Below are 17,256 nucleotides of genomic sequence, written 5' to 3' on the forward strand. Positions count from 1 at the left end.
ACGCCATGAGTGCATCCGGCGGTACGAAAGCGATCATCGCGGCGTTCCTCGCGAACCTGGGCATCGCGATCACGAAGCTCATCGCGTGGGCGGTCTCGGGGTCGGCGTCGATGCTCGCCGAGGCCGTGCACTCGTTCGCCGACTCGGGCAACCAGGTGCTGCTCATCTTCGGCGGTCGCAAGGCGCGCAAGGTCGCCGACAAGGAGCACCCGTTCGGCTACGGCCGCGAACGCTACGTGTACGCGTTCATCGTGTCGATCATCCTGTTCTCGGTCGGTGGCGTGTTCTCGATCTACGAGGGCGTCGAGAAGCTGCAGCACCCGCACGAGCTGACCAACATCTGGGTGCCGATCGCGGTGCTCGTGATCGCGATCCTGCTCGAGTCGTTCTCGCTGCGCACCGCGGTGAAGGAGTCGAACCAGATCCGCGGTCGGCAGAGCTGGATCCAGTTCGTGCGGCGCGCGAAGGCGCCCGAGCTGCCCGTCGTGCTGCTCGAAGACGTCGCGGCCCTCATCGGCCTCGTCTTCGCCCTCTTCGGCGTCGGCCTCACCGCCATCACCCACAACCCCGTGTTCGACGCGGTCGGCACCCTCATGATCGGTACCTTGCTCGTCGTGGTCGCGATCGTGCTCGGCATCGAGACGAAGTCGCTGCTCGTCGGCGAGGGCGCCGGTGAGGACGACGTGCAGAAGATCGAGCAGGCGATCCTCGCCGGCCCCGAGGCCGAGCGCATCATCCACATGAAGACCCTCTACCTCGGGCCCGACGAACTGCTCGTCGCCGCGAAGCTCGGCTTCGCGTCCGACCAGAAGCTGCTCGAGGTGGCCGCCGCGACGAACGTCATCGAGCAGCGCATCCGGCACGCCGTGCCCGCGGCGCGCGTCATCTACGTCGAGCCCGACGTGTACGTCGACCCGAACCAGACGACGCCCCCGACCGACGCGATCGTCATCAAGGGGCTCGAGTAGCGGCATCCCGCGAACCGGCCGAGGCCGCCCGCGATCGATCTTCGGATCGTCGCGGGCGGCCTCGGTCGTGAAGCAGCAGGACTCAGAAGTGCGTGCCGCCGTCGATGCGCACCTCGGTGCCGGTGACGAAGGCGCCGTCGCTGCTCGCGAGCATCGCGACGACCGAGGCGACGGTCTCGGGGCCGGCGAAGCCCTGACCGAGCGCGGGCTGCAGCTTCATGAAGAGCATCATGTCGGCGTCGTCGGGCAGGCCGGGGCCCTGGCTCTGCTTCGACTGGCCCGAGCCGTCGGTCATGCCCGACGAGATCGAGCCGGGCTGCACCGAGTTGAAGCGGATGCCCTGCTTCGCGTACTCGGCGGCGAGCGCGTGCGTCATCGACTGCACTCCGCCCTTGCTGGCCGCGTACGCCGCCATGTAGGGGTGGGCGAACATTGCCGAGGTCGAGCTGAAGTTGACGACGGCGGCGCCGTCGCCCGCGAGGAGAGCGGGGATCGACTCGCGGATGACGAGGAACGTGCCGACGAGGTTCACGCGGACGACCTGTTCGAACGCGTCGAGCGTGGTCTCGTGGGTGTGCGACGAGCGCAGGATGCCCGCGGCGTTCACGAGTGCGTCGAGCCCGCCCAGCCAGGCGACGGCATCGGCGACGCCGGCCTGCACGGATGCCTCGTCGGCGATGTTCATCGTCACGATGTGCAGGCGTTCGGCGGCGTCGCCGGCCTTGGCGACGGTGTCGGCGAGGCCCGCGGCGCTGACGTCGGCTGCGGCGACGCGGCCGCCCTCGGCGAGCATGCGCAGGACGGTGGCCTGGCCGATGCCCGATCCACCGCCGGTGACGAGTGCGCGGCGACCTTCATAGCGGTTCATATATTGCGACCTTTCAGAGAGTCTGTTTCGATGTATTACACGTTACGCCCGTATGGCACGACGTGCCACTATGACAAACAACGACCATGGCCGACGTATTTCGCGTACGCTTCGACCGTGGAACGCAGCACCCCCGTCCGGCCAGGCCCGGCCGCCGCGCCGTCGCCGGCACCCCCGTCGCTCACCGCTCGCCGCAAGGCCGCGACGCAGCTCGAGATCGCCCGCGCCGCGGCCGTGCTCTTCGCCGAGCACGGCGCCGATCAGGTGACGGCCGAGACGATCGCCGCGAGCGCAGGCGTCTCGTTGCGCACCTTCTACCGCTACTTCCGCACGAAGGAGGACGCGGTCGCCCCGCTCCTCGCGGGCGGCGCCGACGCCTGGCAGCAGGCGCTCGCCGCCACGACCGGCGACCCGATCGCCGCGATCCCCGCCGTGATCGAGGCGCAGCTCACGCCCGTGACCGAGCTCGACCACGAGGGACTGCGGTGGACCCGTGGCCTGCTGCGCGCGGCCGTCGACGACCCGGCCCTGCTCACGGTGTGGCACCGCGTGAACCACGACTCCGAGGCACGGCTCCGGGCCATCATCGCCGAACTCGTCGACGAGGACGCCGACCCGTTCGAGGTGCGCCTCACGGCGACCGCCGCGACCGACGCCGTGCGCGTCGGCCTCGAGGCGTGGGCCGCCGGTGACGGCCCCGACACCGGACCGGGTTCGGCGGCCGATCTCGCGGTGCGCGCGTTCGCCCAGCTCTCGCGCGGCATCACGCTCGTGCCGAGCTGAGCTCCCGCACCACCTCGAGCACGTCGTCGACCGACTGCGCCGGGTCGACCACCGGCGCCTGCACGTGGCGCACGACGCCGGCGGTGTCGACGAGCAGGGTGACCCGCTTCAGCCGGTCGGCACCGCCCGCGCGGAACACCGGCAGCCGCAGCGCCGACGCCGCGAGACCGTCCTGGTCGGAGGCGAGCAGGTACGGCAACTCGGCATGCGCCGCGAACGCCGCCTGCTGCTCGGGATGCTGCGTGCTGACGCCGAGCACCCGTGCCCCGGCGTCCGCGAGGGCCGCATGCCGCCGGCCGTACGTGAGGCACTCGAGCGTGCAGCCGGCCGTGCCCGGCACCTCGCCCCAGCGCGGCGGATAGCCGTGGGTACCCGGCGCGTACGCACCGGGGAAGAAGAACAGCGCGGTCCACCGATCGGGGTCCACGAGCTGCACGGTCGACCCGTCGTGCGCCGTCAAGGAGACATCAGGGACACGCGCCCCCTCGAGGCCGCGCACCCGCGCGAGGTCGCCGTCGCCGAGTGCACCGCTCAGCGTGCCGTCGCCCATGACGAACCGGGTGCCCCACTCCTGCAGGGCGAGCAGCACCGGTAGCAGCCCTTCGCCGCTCGGCGTGAGCCGGTAGTCGTGGCGCGGCGGACGCGCCGAGTACGGCACCTTCTCGAGCACGCCGTGCTCGACGAGTGAGCCCAGCCGTTCGGTGAGCGCACGGCGCGAGAGGCCGAGCTCGCGCGCGAAGCCCTCGAACCGGGTGACCCCGGCGGCGGCCTCGCGCACGATGAGCAGGCTCTGCCAGTCGCCGACGACGCCGAGCGACTGCGCGATGCCGCACGTGCTGTCGGTCAGGTCCTCGCGGCGCATGGCGTCCATTCTCCCCCGCCGCGGGCCGACTGCGGTCGACGCGGCCGTCGTGTAAGTTCCAATATGGAACTTACACGACATCGCCCCGACGAGGAGGTGGCCGATGGCCACGAGCGCACGGCCGTTCTGGATCTACTGGACCGCGAGCACGACGAGCGGCCTGGGCACGGCGGTCACGGCAGTCGCACTGCCGCTCACCGCCGTGACCGTGCTCGATGCCGGTCCGGTCGAGACCGGCCTGCTCGCTGCCTCGTCATATCTCGCCTGGGTCGTGCTCGGTCTCCCCGCTGGCGCGATCGTGCACCGATTGCCGCTGCGCGCCACGCAAGTGGTCGCCGATCTCGTGAGAGCCGCGGCGATCCTCGCCGTGCCACTCGTCTGGTGGCTCGGCGACCTGTCGCTCGCGCTGCTCGTGCTCGTGGCGCTCGCGGTGAACGTGGCCGAGGTGTTCTACTTCACGGCCAACACGACGTTCCTGCCGTCCGTCGTGCCGAAGCACGAGTTGACGAGCCGCAACAGCCTCGTCTCGGGCACGCAGGCCGCGACCCAGCTCGGCGGCCCGTCGCTCGCGGGCCTGCTCGTGCAGGCCGTCGGCGCGGTACCCGCCCTGCTCGTCGACGTCGTCTCGTACGTGACGTCGGCACTGCTGCTCCGGCGCCTCCCCGAGCGGCGCGAACCCGCGCCGGCCGACGGCGCCGCTCGTCCCGGGATGCGCGCCATGATCGCCGAGGGCTGGCGGTTCGTCGTACGGCACCCCGTGATGGCCCCAGCCACCTGGTGGGCGTGCGTGGTGAACCTCGTCTGCGGTGTTCAGGCCGGCCTCTTCGCGATCTACCTGGTGCGCGACCTCGATGCGCCGCCGGCCATGGTCGGCGTGCTGCTCGCCGCCGACGGCGTCGGGTCGCTGCTCGCGGCGACGGCCACGCCGTGGCTCGTGCGACGGTTCGGGTCGGCACGGGTGCTGCTCGTCGACGGCCTGGTCGGCTTCGCCGGGGCCGCGCTCATCCCCCTCGGCGCCGGTGCCGTCGGCTGGCTGTGCTTCGCGATCGGGACGCTCGTGTTCGGCGCCTCGGTGGTGCCGGGCAGCGTCGTGACCCGCACCTACCGACAGGTGGCGAGCCCGCCCGAACTGCTCTCACGGGTCATGGCGACCGTGCGCTTCGTCTCGTGGAGCATGATCCCGGTCGGCGCCGTCGCCGCCGGTCTGCTCGCCGCGCAGGCGGGCAGCCGGGCGGTGCTGTTCGGATCGGCGTTCCTGCTGCTCGCCGGCCCGGTCATCCTGTGGTTCAGCCCGGTTCGCCGGCTGCGCGACCTCGACGACTACGACGAGGGTCGCCGCAGCGGGTCTTCGAAGAACTCGAGCAGCAACGCCGCGGATGCCTCGGCCTCGACGCCCGCGTAGACCTCGACCCGGTGGTTGAGACGTCGGTCGCGCAACACGTCGTAGAGCGACCCCGCGGCGCCGGCCTTCTCGTCCCAGGCGCCGAAGACCACCGTCGGCACCCTTGCGGCGAGGATCGCGCCCGCGCACATGATGCACGGCTCGAGCGTCACGACGAGCGTGCAGCCCTCGAGCCGCCAGTCGCCCGTCGCCTCGGCCGCTCGTCGCAGCGCGAGCACCTCGGCGTGGGCGGTGGGGTCGCCGTGCAGCTCGCGCTCATTGCGGCTGGATGCGACGAGCCGACCGTCACGGTCGACGACGACGGCGCCGACGGGAACGTCTCGGGTGGCGGGCGCCTGCGCGGCCTCGGCGAGCGCGAGCCGCATCCACTCGCGATGGATCGCCTGCTCCATGTCCCGCCTCCCGTTCGACCGCCCGCTCGGATGCCACGGTACCGCGCGACCGTCTCGATCAGGCGTCGAGCGCGGCGCCGAGGTCGAGGCCGGCGAGCCGCGCGGGGTCGGCGAGCACGTCGAGGCCGACGATCCGGTCGTGGTCGTCGAGCTCGAACGCCAGGAGCGAGACGACCCGACCGTGCAGCACGGCGGCCACGCCCGGGCGCCCGCCGAGGAGCACGGGCACCGAGTGCGACGCGAGGTGCGCGGCCGTCGTCGCCGAGGCCGCGATCTCGTCGGCACCCTCAAGGCGCACCGACGTCGCCCCGTAGTCGGCGCGCAGCACGGCGTGCTCGTCGAGCAGGCCGAGGAGCGCCGAGAGGTCGCCCTCCTGCACCGCGCGCAGCCAGGCCTCGACGACCGCGCGCCCCCTCGGGCCCGTCGCCCGGGCCGGGGCATCCGTGCCGCGCAGCCGGCGGCGCGCCCGGGAGGCGAGCTGCCGCGCCGCTTCGGGCGACCGCCCGATCGCCTCCGCGATCTCGTCGAAGGGCTGGCCGAAGACGTCGTGCAGCACGAAGGCCAGTCGCTCCGCCGGGCCGAGCAGGTCGAGCACGGTCGTGAGTGCGACGGCGACGCGCTCGTTGCCGGCGGCGACCGCGGCGGGATCCGGGGCGCTCGACGGCCGATCCTCCCAGACGTCGACGGCCCAGGGGTCGTTGCGCGTCACGCGCGCGGACCGCAGCACGTCGAGGCTCAGCCGCGAGACCACCGTGGTGAGCCAGGCGTCGAGGCTCTCGATCTCGTCGGGGTCGACGCGGTCGAGTTTCAACCAGGCCTCCTGCAGCACGTCGTCGGCTTCGGCGCCCGAGCCGAGCAGCCGGGTCGCGATGGCGTGGAGCCGGGGTCGCCGCTCCTCGAATGCGGCGGCGAGCTGGTCGCGGTCGATGGCCATGTCACATTCTCCTTCGGTCGTCCGTCACCTGGATGACGGGGCGCACGGCCCCGATGTGACGGAGGAACGACCATGAACACCACGACCATTCTCGTGACGGGCGGCACCGGCGGCCTGGGCGGCCACGTCGTCCCGCGGCTCGTCGGCCCCGGGCGCCGCATCCGGGTGCTCACCCGGTCGCCGCGGCCGGCCGCGCCCGGGGTCGAATATGTCGTCGGCGACACCGTCGAGGGCGTCGGCCGCGACGGTGCGATGGTGGGGGTCGACGTCGTGCTGCATCTCGCGGGCGGCCCGAAGGGCGACGACGTCGGCACCCGCAACGTCGCCGAGGCGGCGCGTGCAGCGGGGGTCGGCCACGTCGTCATGATCTCGGTGATCGGCGCCGAGTCGATGCCGATCGGGTACTTCCGCCGCAAGGCCGAGTCGGAGCGCATCCTCGCCGAGTCGGGCGTGCCGTGGACCGTCGTGCGCGCCGCCCAGTTCCACGGCTTCGCGTACGGGATGGCGAACGGGATGGCGAAGCTCCCGATCGTGCCGGTCATGAAGGACGTTCGACTGGAGCCGGTAGCCGTGCAGGACGTCGCGGCGCGGATCGCCGAGCTGGCGTTCCAGCCACCCCAGGGACGCGTCGCCGACCTCGCCGGGCCCGAGGTGCGCTCGCTCGAGAGCCTCATCGACGAGCTGCCCGTGCGCCACCGCCCGCACCTGCGGTTCGGCCTGCCCGGCGCGGTCGGGCGCGCCTACCGCAGCGAGGCCAATCTCGCGGGCGCCGGCGCCGCACGCGGCACGGGAACCTGGACCGAATTCCTCGAAGCACGCGAGGCCGCCCGGCCGTAGAATCGGGGCCATGCGAGTCCACGTTGCCGACCACCCGCTCATCACCCACAAACTGACGGTGCTCCGCGACGAGAACACGCCGTCGCCCGTGTTCCGCTCGCTCGTCGAAGAGCTCATGACGCTGCTCGCGTACGAGGGCACCCGCGGGGTGCGGGTCGAACCGGTCGACATCGTGACGCCGGTGGCACCGACGACGGGCGTGCGCATCGCCGACCCGAAGCCGCTCATCGTCCCGATCCTGCGCGCGGGGCTCGGCATGCTCGAGGGCATGGTGAAGCTCCTGCCGAGCGCCGAGGTCGGGTTCCTCGGCATGGCCCGCGACGAAGAGACGCTGCAGCCGACGACCTACGCCGAACGCCTGCCCGACGACCTCTCCGACCGGCAGTGCTTCGTGCTCGACCCGATGCTCGCGACGGGCGGGTCGCTCAGCGCGGCGATCGAGTTCCTGCTCGCACGCGGTGCGACCGATGTCACCGCGATCTGCATCCTCGCGACGCCCGAGGGCCTCGCCGCGGTCGAGCAGGCGCTGCACGGCCGCGAGGTGTCGCTCGTGCTCGGCGCGATCGACGAGCGGCTCAACGAGCACGGCTTCATCGTGCCCGGCCTCGGCGATGCGGGCGACCGCCTCTACGGCACGGTATAAGCACGCCACTCGGCATGGCCGCTCGAAGGATCTTCGAGCAGAGACACGCCGGGTCGCGATACCGATGAGGAAGATTTCTGAAATTGCTTCCTCGTCGAAGATTCTTGCGCGCGAGGCATCCGGCCATCTGAATTCTCCGGATGCCTCGCGCTGACGCGCACCCGCTGCGACGTCACACCCCGTCATCCGAGGGTCACGAATTGACACACGCTCGACTCTCGGATTTACTCGCACCCATGACTGACAGCGCACGCACCCTGACCACCCGCGAGGTGAACAGGATTGCCGACATCATGATGTCGGCGCGTGCGCCCATGTGTTGTCGAATGTGCCGCTGACCGCGACTCGACCGCCGAGTTCCGCAGCCGACCCGCATCCCGGTCGGCACGGACTCCACTGAACCCACCGGCTCTCGGGGGTTCGCCAGGCCGTACCGGCCGTTCGTTTCCGACCCCGCGATCGGGGTCGTCTGCTGCACCGTCTTCGACTTCACAAGGATCCCGTCATGTCTCTCGCACTCGCCACCGCTCCCGCCGTCACCACCGCCCCGGCCGTCCGCCCGGTGCAGGCCCGCACGGCCCCCTCGCTCTCGGCCGCCCCGTCGGCCGCCCCGCTCCGCTCGCTGTCGTCGGCCGTCGCCGCCGAAGACGCGACGGTCGCCGCCCGGCCGGCCAGCGCCGCGCCCGCCGCTCCCCGCGTTCGCGCCGTGCCCGAGGGCACCGAGGCCCGTGGCTTCGTGCTCTACGTCGGCATCGACGAGGCCAAGGCGGCCGAAGACGGCACGACGCTGCACCGCATCGTCGAGGCCCTGCGCGCGCTGACCGCCGAGGTCGCGCCCTCCTCCGAGACGTACGCCGCCGTGGCACTCGCCCCCGAGGGCGCCGGCGGCCGCGACGTCGACGTCGTGCGCCTCGCCCTGCAGGACCCGGCCGCGCTCGCGAAGCAGCGCGAGGGCAAGGGCACCCGCAACGACGCCGACCGCCACCCGAACGGCGTCATCATCGACATCTCGCGCAAGCGGGTGCTGCTCGACGGCGAGGCCGCGGGCCTCACCTACAAGGAGTTCGAGCTGCTGCAGTACCTCGTGCTGCGCGAGGGCCGCACGATCGACCGCCACGAGCTCATCGAGAGCCTGTGGAACGCCGACGACGAGGCCCCGAGCGAGCGCACGATCGACGTGCACGTGCGCCGCCTGCGCTCGAAGCTCGCCCACTACCAGGACATCGTGCGCACCGTGCGCGGCGTCGGCTACCGCTTCGACCGCCACGCCGACGTGTCAATCCGCCAGGCCTCGACGCCCTCGCCCGACCTGTACTGAGTCGCGGCCCGGCGACTCCGGGCACCTCGGCCATTACCGGGCGGCCGCCCGGGCGACGTGGTCGCGCGCGTGCGCGACGGCGAGTCCGAGGTCGTCGAACAGGTGGTTCTGGTGCCGGAGCGACGACACCACTCCGACACGTCGCGCAACCCCGAGATGGTCGGGGCGGATGCCCTTCACGAGCACCGTCACCCCGCGGCGCTCGAGCGCGGTGATGAGCTCGGTGATGACCTGGGCGCCGGTGGCGTCGAGCAGCTGCAGCTGCGACATCCGGATGATCACGACCTCGATGCCGCGGATGTCGCCGACGCGTTCGAGCATGCGCTCGGCCGCGCCGAAGAACAGGGCGCCCTCGAGCCGGAAGAGCGCGATTCGCTCGTCGCCGGGCTGGGCGGGCGGGGGCAGCTCCTCGCGGTGCACGCCGCTCGAGCGCGACAGCGCGCGCAGGGCGAAGAAGGCCGCGACGGCGATGCCGATGAGCACCGCGTAGATGAGGTCGAAGCTCACGGTGATGACGGCCGTGACGACGAAGACGGCGGCGTCCGACCGGGTCGAGCCGAGCACGGTCCGCACCGTCGCGAGCGAGATCATCCGGGTCGCGGTCACCATGAGCACGCCCGAGAGCGCCGCGAGCGGGATGACCGCGACGACCGAGCCGCCGACGAGCACGATGACGAGCAGCAGCATGGCGTGCACGACCGCCGCGAGCCGGGTGCGTCCGCCCGAGCGCACGTTGACGGCGGTGCGGGCGATCGCGCCCGTCGCGGGCATGCCGCCGAACAGGCCGGCGGCGACCGAGGCGAGTCCCTGTCCGACGAGTTCGCGGTCGGCGTCGTACGGGCCGGTGTCGGAGATCGACGCGGCGACCCGCGCCGAGAGCAGCGACTCGATCGCGGCGAGCGCCGCGACGGTGAGCGCCGCACCCGCGAGCCCCGTGACCGTCGACCAGTCGGCGGTCGGCACGATCGGCGCGGGCAGGCCGACCGGCAGCGTGCCGATCGTCGCAACCGGCGCGTGCACGAGCCAGGCGGCCGTGCTCACGACGATGATCGCGATGATCGAGCCGGGCAGTTTCGCGTGCAGCCGCGGGGCGACGAGCATGATCGCCGCGACCACGGCGACGATGCCGAGCGTCCACGCGACCTCGGGCCACGAGACCGAGGCGAGCGACTGCACCGCCGCGACGGCGGCGTTCGTGCTCTCACCGGGCGCGACGCCGAGCGCGGCCGGCACCTGCTGCAGGAAGATGATGACCGCGATGCCGAGGGTGAACCCCTCGATGACCGGCCACGGGATGTAGGTCACGGCCCGCCCGAGTCGCAGCACGCCCGCGAGGAGCACGATGACCCCGGCGAACACGCCCACGAGCGCGAGAACCCCCGCACCGTGGGCGGCGACGATCGGCGCGAGCACGACGACCATCGCGCCCGTCGGCCCCGAGACCTGCACGTTCGAGCCGCCGAAGACCGCGGCGACGACGCCGGCCACGATCGCCGTGACGAGGCCGGCCTCGGCGCCCGCGCCCGAGCTCACCCCGAACGCGAGCGCGAGCGGCAGCGCGACGATGCCGACCGTGATGCCGGCGAGCACGTCGCCGCGCCACGTCCGCCGGAGGTCGCGGTAGTCGGCGGGGCTCGGCAGCAGCGCCGCAGCCGACCGGGCGAGGCGCGCGAACGCGCGGCGGCGGGTGTCGCCCCCGGTCTCCGGCGTGGCCGGCGTCGACCCGGTCACGCGCCCACGACCGCCGCGGGCGGGATCTCGGGCAGCCCCGTGCGCTCGACGAGCTGACGCTCGGTCGTCTGCAGGATCTCGCCGAGCAGGGCGCGGGCGACGCGCAGCAGGTCGGCGACCTGCGGGTAGGCGAGCCGGTAGAAGACCTGATTGCCCCGGCGCTCGGCGACGACGAGCAGGTTGCGCTTGAGCACGGCGAGGTGCTGCGAGAGGTGAGATGCCTCGAGCCCTGTGGCCTCGAGCAGTTCCGAGACGGATGCCTCGGGGCCGGCCGAGAGCACCTCGAGGATCCGCACCCGCAGTGGATGGGCGAGCCCCTTGAAGAGGTTCGCCTTCACCTCGTAGAGCGGCCGGTGGGCGTCGGGGTGCGTCACGGGAACCATCCGTTCGATTGATGGATTGATAAATTCATCATGCGCTTCGGGCGCCGAATGCGCCAATCCAGGGCTTCACGTCGGCCGCAGCACGCCCACCGCGACCCGCTCCGAAAAATCACAGAACGATAACTAGCGCCCGTTACCGATCCGTTATATATTCGGAAGTGCGCCGACTGTTTGCTGTGGCGGACGGCGCGGAATGTGATTGCAGGACACTCTTGGTGCAAGGGAGAGGGCCGGTCGTCAGCCTCTACGACCGGCCCTCAACCGTCTCCGACTGCACCGTGTCGCCGGGTTCCCTATTGTTGGATGCGTCCGTTCGACGAAGGGAGCCGGCATGGCCGATCGCGCGATCACCGTTGCCGCGTGGGAGTCGCTCTTCCGTGCGCAGGTCACGATCATGCGGGCGCTCGCGGCCGAGTTCCCGAGCGACGTCATCTCGCTCAACGAGTACGACGTGCTCTTCAATATCTCGCGCGCGCCCGGGCGGCGCTTGCGCCTGAAAGACCTGAATCGCAGCGTGCTCATCACGCAGCCGAGCGTCAGCCGGCTCGTCGACCGACTGACCGCACGCGGCTTCGTGACGAAGGCGCCCGACCCGGCCGACGGCCGCGGCACGATCGTCGGCATCACCGAGGAGGGTTTCGCCCTGTTCCGCCGCGTCGCGATCTCGCACATGGACGCGATCAACCGGCAGTTCGGCGACGCCCTGTCGGAGGACGAGCTGCGCACCCTCATCGAGCTCTGCACGCGCCTGCGTGCCGACCCGCTCCGCGCCGAGACGCCCGCCGCGGACGCGTCGTAGGCGAGGCGCCGGCGAACACCCCGAAACGGGTCTAGACACTGGGCGACCCGGGCAATAGCCTCAGCCTCAAGTAGAGGGCTGGGTTTGGCTTGGGGAGGCCGCCATGGACTACGTGCTCGTCACCTTGCAGGCGTGCGTCGTCATCGGCGCGATCGTCATGGGAGTCCGGACCGGAGGCCTCGGCCTCGGTCTCTGGGGCGTCGTCGGCACCGTCGTGCTGGTGTTCGTCTTCCAGCTGCCGCCGGGGTCGATCCCGGTCGACGCGTTCTTCATCATCATCGCGGTGATCACGGCGTCGTCGGCCATGCAGGCGGCGGGCGGCATCGACTACCTCGTCGCGATCGCGTCGAAGATCATCCAGGCGAACCCGAAGCGGCTGACCTACGTCGCCCCGCTCGTGGCGTTCGTGTTCACGGTGCTCTCGGGCACGTCGAACATCTTCTTCGCACTCATCCCGGTGATCTACGAGACGGCGTACCGCAACGGGCAGCGCCCCGAACGCGCGCTCGCCTCGTCGACCGTCACCTCGGGCCTCGGCATCACGGCGAGCCCGGTATCGGCGGCCATGGCCGCGTACCTCGTGCTCATGGACGGCACGGGCTACGGGCTCCCGCAGATCCTGCTCATCACGATCCCCGCGGCCATCGTCGCGTGCATCGTGACCTCGATCGTGCAGCAGCGCGTCGGCAAGGACCTGCTCGACGACCCCGTCTTCCTGAAGCGCGTCGAGCAGGGCACCGTCGAGGTGCCCGAGGCGCTCAAGGCCCGCTACGCCGCGAAGGTCGCCGGCGGCAGCGGCAGCACCACGGCGACGGCGGTGAAGACCGGCGGCCCGGATGCCCCGGCGGAGGCATCCACCCCGTCGAAGCCCGTGCGCATCGAGCACCCGGTGCCGCCCGGCGGCGCGATCTCCGCCTACATCTTCGTCGCCGGCACGCTGCTCATCGTGGCGCTCGGCCTGTTCCCGTCGCTGCGACCGGCCTTCCCCGACGAAGAGGGCAACCTCGAGCCGATCGGCATGTCGACCGTCATCGAAATGGTCATGTTCACCGTCGCGCTCGTCATCATCCTCGTGCGCAAGGTCAAGCCGTCGGCGGTCGTCGAGCAGCCGCTGCTCAAGGCCGGCTTCGTCGCCGCGGTCGCCCTCTTCGGTATCGCGTGGATGGCCGACACCTTCATCTCGGCGAACGAGGCGACGATCATCGAGCCGCTCGGCGCGATGATCGAGGCGAACCCACTGCTGCTGGCCGTCGCCCTCTTCGTGGTCTGCGGTCTCACGACGAGCCAGTCGGCGACGACGAACACGATGATCCCGATCGCGCTGGCCGCCGGCCTCGCCCCCGGCATCATCACCGCGATGTGGCCGTCGCTCATCGGCGTCTGGCTGTTCCCGGCCAACGGCTCGCAGATCGCCGCCGTCGAGACCGACCTCACGGGATCGACGAAGCTCACCCAGGTGCCGGTCTGGCACTCGTTCACGATCCCGATGCTCGTGTCGTGGGTCGCGGTCGTGGGCGCGGGCCTGCTGCTCCAGCTCGTCGTCCCGGCGTGAGCCGCGTTCGAACGGGGCGGATGCCCGCCCGGGTTCGGCATACCTCCGACTTCCGTCAGCAGCATTCATCGAAGGAGACACCATGCCAGAGACCGATGACCTGAAGACCGCCGCAGCGGGGCTCATGCCCGAGGTGATCGAGCGGCTCGAGCACCTCGTGCGCATCCCGTCGGTCGCCTTCCCGGGCTTCGACCCCGAACCGGTGCACCGCATGGGCGAGGCCGTCGTCGAGCTCTTCGAGGCGGCGGGCGCCGAGGGCGTGCGCCTCCTCGACGTGCCGGGCGGCTACCCGTGCGTGTACGCCGACCTGCCGGGGCCCGAGGGCTCGCCCACGGTGCTGCTCTACGCGCACTACGACGTGCAGCCCGCCCCCGAGAGCCAGGGGTGGTCGTCGAGCCCGTTCGAGCCCGTGACGAAGGACGACGGCCGCATCTACGGGCGCGGTGCCGCCGACGACAAGTCGGGCCTCGTCATCCACTACGGCACGCTCAAGCTCATCGGGCCCGACCGGCCGTGCCGCATCAAGATCCTGGTCGAGGGCGAGGAGGAGACGATCTCGCACCTCGAGGGCTTCGTCGAGGCGAACCCCGAGCTGTTCGCCGCCGACGCGTACGTCATCGGCGACATCGGCCCGCAGGAGGTCGGCCGCCCCGGCCTCACGACGGCGCTCCGCGGCGACGTCGCATGCACCGTCACGGTGCGCACGCTCGCGAACCCCGTGCACTCGGGCATGTTCGGCGGAGCGGCACCCGACGCGATGACCGCGATGATCCGCATCCTCGACACCCTGCACGACGAGCACGGCGACACGGTCATCCCCGGCGTCGACAGCTCCTCGTGGAGCGGCGCCGACATGGACGAGGAGGTGTACCGCGCCGGCTCGGCCATCCTGCCGGGCGTCGACTTCCTCGGCACCGGGTCGCTGTCCGACCGCATCTGGGCGAAGCCCTCGGTGACGGTGCTCGGCATGGACCTGCCGAACACCGTCGAGGCGTCGAACGTGCTGCTGCCGTCGGTGACCGCGAAGCTCTCGATGCGCATCGTGCCCGGCTCCGACGGCGACGCGCAGCTCGAGGCACTCATGTCGCACCTGCGGTCGCAGCGGCCGTGGAACTGCGAGGTCGAGGTCGAGAAGGTCAAGGTCGGCCATGCGTTCGCGGTGGATGCCTCGAACCCGGCGATCATCGCAGCCGAGAACGCACTCTCAGCGGCCTACGGTGCGCCGGTCGAGAACATCGGCAGCGGGGCGTCGATCCCGCTCGTCGCCTCGCTGCAGAAGGTCTCGCCCGGATCGGCGATCATCCTGTGGGGCGCCGAGGACACCGCGCAGTCACGCATCCACGCGTCCGACGAATCGGTCGACCCCGGCGAGATCGAGCGCATGATCGCCGCGCAGACGCTCTTCATCACGGGCTTCGCGGCCTCGGCATGACCGAATCGTCCACGACGCGGCCGCCGGCCACGCCGTCGCCCGAGAAGCGCATGACGGTGCTGCAGGCCACGTTCATCGGCGTGGGCTCGATGGTCGGCGCCGGCATCTTCGCCCTCCTCGGCGCGGCGGGCGCGGTGGCCGGTTCGGCCGTGTGGGTGTCGTTCCTCGTCGCCGGTGTCATCGCTGCGCTGCAGGGGTACTCGTTCGCGAAGCTCGGGGCGAAGTACCCGTCGGGCGGCGGCATCCTCACCTATCTCTCCAAGGGGTTCGGCGAAGGGCATCTGACCGGCATCGGCTCGTGGCTGTTCTTCACGGCGGGTTCGATCGTCGTGGCGATGATCGCCTCGTCGTTCGGCGGGTACGCGAGCTCGGTCGTCGCGGGCGGCGACGCCGGCTGGGCGAAGGTGCTCGGGGTGCTGCTCATCGTCGTGATGTCGTGTCTCAACGCCGTCGGCTCACAGGTCGTCGCGCGAGTGCAGTCGGTCATCGTCGTCGTCGTGCTCGCGATCCTCGTGGTGTTCGCGACGGTCACGATCGCGAACTGGGACCCCGCGCTCCTCGATCCGGCCGGCTACCCCGGCGTGCAGCAGATCATCTCGAGCGTCGCGCTCACGTTCTTCGCGTTCCTCGGCTTCGGCGTGATCACGTTCACCGCCAAGGACCTGCCGAATCCGGCACGCCAGTTGCCGAAGGCGATCTACTTCGCGCTCGCGATCGCGACGGCGATCTACGTCGCCGTCTCGCTCGGCGTCTTCGGCACGCTCACGGCCGACCAGGTCGTCGAGTACGGCACGACCGCCCTCGCCGAGGCCGCGAAGCCGACGCTCGGCGAGGCCGGCTACGTGCTCATGGTCATCACGGCGCTGTTCTCGACGACGGGAGCGGTGAACGCCGGCCTCTACCCGTCGATCGGCATGACCCAGCACCTCGCCTCGGTCGGCCAGTTCCCGCCCGTGTTCGGCCGGACGTTCGCGCGGTTCCCGTTCGGGCTCATCGTGATGGCCGTGCTCGCGACCGTGCTCGTCGTCGGCTTCGACCTCAACAAGATCGCGTCGATCGGCAGCGCGGTCGCGCTGCTGGTGTTCTCGGCCGTCTCCGTCGCGCACTTCCGCATCTTCCGCGAGACGGGTGCGAACATCGTGGTGCTCGTCATCGGCCTCATCGCGACGCTCGGCACCTTCATCGTGTTCTGCGCGACGACGCTCGTGACCGAACCCGCGACGGCGATCGCGCTCGTCGCCATCATCGCGCTCGCGATCGTCGTGGACTTCGGGTGGAAGGCGGCGGCAGCGCGGCGCGATGGGTGACGCGCGGCGCCACGGCGCATGACGATGGGGTGGGAACCCTACCTCCCACCCCATCGCGGCCTCACGAGGAGACCGTCCCGCCGAGCGACCCGAACTGAGCTCGGCGAGCCTGACCCGAGCGATCGATAGGGACATCTCCGATCGCTCGGCCGCCGGGGTGACGGGCCGGTCCGGTCGGGTCTGGACTCGGGTAGTGATCGAATCGTAACCGCCCGTGAGAGCGCTCCGCACCGCCCCGAACGGGGGGAATCGCCATATCGTCAGGGCCAGTCGACGGAGCCCTCGTACCCCGGGTGCTCGCGCAGGTAGGCCGCGATGAACGGGCACTCGGGCACGATGCGCTCCCCACGGGCGACCGCGTCGTCGAGCACGTGCTTCGCGAGCCGGCTGCCGAGCCCGCGGCCCTCGAACTCGGGCCTCACCACCGTGTGCGTGAACACGACGGCCCCCGGCTGCAGCCGGAACTCGGCGAAGCCGGCTCGCCGACCGTCGACGAGCAGCTCGTAGCGGTGCCGGTCGTCGAGCCGGGTGATCTCGACGGCGGCCGCCGGGCGAGCCGGCTGTGCGTCGGTCATCGCTCGATCGGCTCGACGCGCTCGGCCTCGACGGTCTCGTCGGTGGTCGACGCCGACGCCGAGGCGTCCCCGTGCTCGACCGCGATCTTGCGCGGCTTCGCCTTCTCACTGACGGGGATCGTGACGCTCAGCACGCCGTTCGTGTAGCTCGCCGCGATGCGGTCGGTGTCGACGCCCTGGCCGAGGTTGAGCTGTCGCAGGAACGACGCCGCCTCGCGCTCGCGGGTGATCCACTTCACGCCGTCGCCGGTCGTCAGGGTGCGCTCGGCGCGGATGGTGAGCAGCTGACCGTCGACGTCGATGTCGACCGATCCGGGATCGATGCCCGGAAGATCGGCCGTGAGCACGTAGTGGTCGCCGTCGCGGTAGAGGTCCATCGGCATCCTGCGCGGGCCGCGCCGGGTGTCGAAGAGGGCGGATGCGACCCGGTCGAGGTCGCGGAACGGGTCGTAGGCGGTGGCCATCATTCC

At 71.3% G+C, this 17,256-nt stretch carries 18 protein-coding genes; 10 read left to right on the top strand and 8 right to left on the bottom strand.

Going from position 1 to position 17,256, the window contains the following annotated elements:
- Nucleotides 1-5 precede the first annotated feature (5 nt).
- Entirely contained in the window at nucleotides 6-968 is a 963-nt protein-coding gene (locus tag MUN74_RS07065; RefSeq protein ID WP_244855739.1) for a cation diffusion facilitator family transporter, read from the top strand.
- An 82-nt stretch (nucleotides 969-1,050) separates the two neighbouring features.
- Here the strand turns inward: MUN74_RS07065 and MUN74_RS07070 are convergent, their stop codons facing one another.
- Complete coding sequence (locus tag MUN74_RS07070; RefSeq protein WP_244855740.1) at nucleotides 1,051-1,836, bottom strand: SDR family NAD(P)-dependent oxidoreductase; 786 nt, start codon at nucleotides 1,834-1,836, stop codon at nucleotides 1,051-1,053.
- 117 nt (nucleotides 1,837-1,953) lie between these two features.
- On the opposite strand from MUN74_RS07070, the gene MUN74_RS07075 reads away from it, so the two are divergent.
- The gene (locus MUN74_RS07075; protein WP_244855741.1) at nucleotides 1,954-2,619 is read left to right on the top strand and encodes a TetR family transcriptional regulator; all 666 of its coding nucleotides are present in this window, start codon (nucleotides 1,954-1,956) and stop codon (nucleotides 2,617-2,619) included.
- On the opposite strand, the gene MUN74_RS07080 is transcribed toward MUN74_RS07075, so the two are convergent.
- On the bottom strand, nucleotides 2,600-3,481 hold the full coding sequence (locus tag MUN74_RS07080) for a winged helix-turn-helix transcriptional regulator (RefSeq protein ID WP_244855742.1): 882 nt from the start codon (nucleotides 3,479-3,481) through the stop codon (nucleotides 2,600-2,602). The two genes, MUN74_RS07075 and MUN74_RS07080, sit on opposite strands and share 20 nt — an antisense overlap.
- 103 nt (nucleotides 3,482-3,584) lie before the next feature.
- On the opposite strand from MUN74_RS07080, the gene MUN74_RS07085 reads away from it, so the two are divergent.
- Nucleotides 3,585-4,883, top strand: coding sequence for an MFS transporter (locus MUN74_RS07085; protein WP_244855743.1), 1,299 nt, complete (start codon nucleotides 3,585-3,587; stop codon nucleotides 4,881-4,883).
- Here MUN74_RS07085 and tadA read toward each other — a convergent pair.
- Nucleotides 4,802-5,275, bottom strand: a complete 474-nt coding sequence (gene tadA, locus MUN74_RS07090) for a tRNA adenosine(34) deaminase TadA (protein ID WP_244855744.1) — start codon at nucleotides 5,273-5,275, stop codon at nucleotides 4,802-4,804. The genes MUN74_RS07085 and tadA overlap by 82 nt on opposite strands.
- Nucleotides 5,276-5,333: 58 nt before the next feature.
- Nucleotides 5,334-6,209 (bottom strand): sigma-70 family RNA polymerase sigma factor, encoded by an 876-nt coding sequence (locus MUN74_RS07095; protein ID WP_244855745.1) that lies wholly within the window; start codon nucleotides 6,207-6,209, stop codon nucleotides 5,334-5,336.
- Between the two features lie 72 nt (nucleotides 6,210-6,281).
- Here MUN74_RS07095 and MUN74_RS07100 point away from each other — a divergent pair, with 72 nt between their 5' ends.
- The 3 genes from MUN74_RS07100 to MUN74_RS07110 all read left to right on the top strand — a co-directional run bounded on the left by MUN74_RS07100 (nucleotide 6,282) and on the right by MUN74_RS07110 (nucleotide 9,007).
- Nucleotides 6,282-7,046, top strand: coding sequence for an SDR family oxidoreductase (locus MUN74_RS07100; RefSeq protein WP_244855746.1), 765 nt, complete (start codon nucleotides 6,282-6,284; stop codon nucleotides 7,044-7,046).
- 10 nt (nucleotides 7,047-7,056) lie between these two features.
- Nucleotides 7,057-7,689 (top strand): uracil phosphoribosyltransferase, encoded by a 633-nt coding sequence (gene upp, locus MUN74_RS07105; RefSeq protein ID WP_244855747.1) that lies wholly within the window; start codon nucleotides 7,057-7,059, stop codon nucleotides 7,687-7,689.
- 505 nt (nucleotides 7,690-8,194) lie between these two features.
- Entirely contained in the window at nucleotides 8,195-9,007 is an 813-nt protein-coding gene (locus MUN74_RS07110; protein WP_244855748.1) for a winged helix-turn-helix domain-containing protein, read from the top strand.
- Between the two features lie 33 nt (nucleotides 9,008-9,040).
- Here the strand turns inward: MUN74_RS07110 and MUN74_RS07115 are convergent, their stop codons facing one another.
- Both MUN74_RS07115 and MUN74_RS07120 read right to left on the bottom strand, forming a co-directional pair.
- Nucleotides 9,041-10,651, bottom strand: a complete 1,611-nt coding sequence (locus tag MUN74_RS07115; protein ID WP_244856377.1) for a SulP family inorganic anion transporter — start codon at nucleotides 10,649-10,651, stop codon at nucleotides 9,041-9,043.
- Nucleotides 10,652-10,734: 83 nt separating this feature from the next.
- Nucleotides 10,735-11,112, bottom strand: coding sequence for an ArsR/SmtB family transcription factor (locus MUN74_RS07120; protein WP_370647356.1), 378 nt, complete (start codon nucleotides 11,110-11,112; stop codon nucleotides 10,735-10,737).
- Between the two features lie 340 nt (nucleotides 11,113-11,452).
- Between MUN74_RS07120 and MUN74_RS07125 the strand changes: the two genes are divergently transcribed.
- From MUN74_RS07125 to MUN74_RS07140, 4 genes are all read left to right on the top strand, one after another.
- Entirely contained in the window at nucleotides 11,453-11,920 is a 468-nt protein-coding gene (locus tag MUN74_RS07125) for a MarR family winged helix-turn-helix transcriptional regulator (protein ID WP_244855750.1), read from the top strand.
- Nucleotides 11,921-12,023: 103 nt separating this feature from the next.
- The gene (locus tag MUN74_RS07130; RefSeq protein ID WP_244855751.1) at nucleotides 12,024-13,472 is read left to right on the top strand and encodes an SLC13 family permease; all 1,449 of its coding nucleotides are present in this window, start codon (nucleotides 12,024-12,026) and stop codon (nucleotides 13,470-13,472) included.
- 82 nt (nucleotides 13,473-13,554) lie between these two features.
- The gene (locus MUN74_RS07135; protein ID WP_244855752.1) at nucleotides 13,555-14,904 is read left to right on the top strand and encodes a M20/M25/M40 family metallo-hydrolase; all 1,350 of its coding nucleotides are present in this window, start codon (nucleotides 13,555-13,557) and stop codon (nucleotides 14,902-14,904) included.
- Nucleotides 14,901-16,211, top strand: coding sequence for an APC family permease (locus MUN74_RS07140; protein WP_244855753.1), 1,311 nt, complete (start codon nucleotides 14,901-14,903; stop codon nucleotides 16,209-16,211). The genes MUN74_RS07135 and MUN74_RS07140 overlap by 4 nt, the downstream gene beginning before the upstream one ends.
- A 260-nt stretch (nucleotides 16,212-16,471) precedes the next feature.
- Here the strand turns inward: MUN74_RS07140 and MUN74_RS07145 are convergent, their stop codons facing one another.
- Nucleotides 16,472-16,786, bottom strand: coding sequence for a GNAT family N-acetyltransferase (locus tag MUN74_RS07145; protein ID WP_244855754.1), 315 nt, complete (start codon nucleotides 16,784-16,786; stop codon nucleotides 16,472-16,474).
- Nucleotides 16,783-17,250, bottom strand: coding sequence for an Hsp20/alpha crystallin family protein (locus MUN74_RS07150; RefSeq protein WP_244855755.1), 468 nt, complete (start codon nucleotides 17,248-17,250; stop codon nucleotides 16,783-16,785). The genes MUN74_RS07145 and MUN74_RS07150 overlap by 4 nt, the downstream gene beginning before the upstream one ends.
- Nucleotides 17,251-17,256 lie beyond the last annotated feature (6 nt).

The organism is Agromyces sp. H17E-10 (assembly GCF_022919715.1).
In the GTDB taxonomy this organism is placed as follows: Bacteria; Actinomycetota; Actinomycetes; order Actinomycetales; family Microbacteriaceae; genus Agromyces.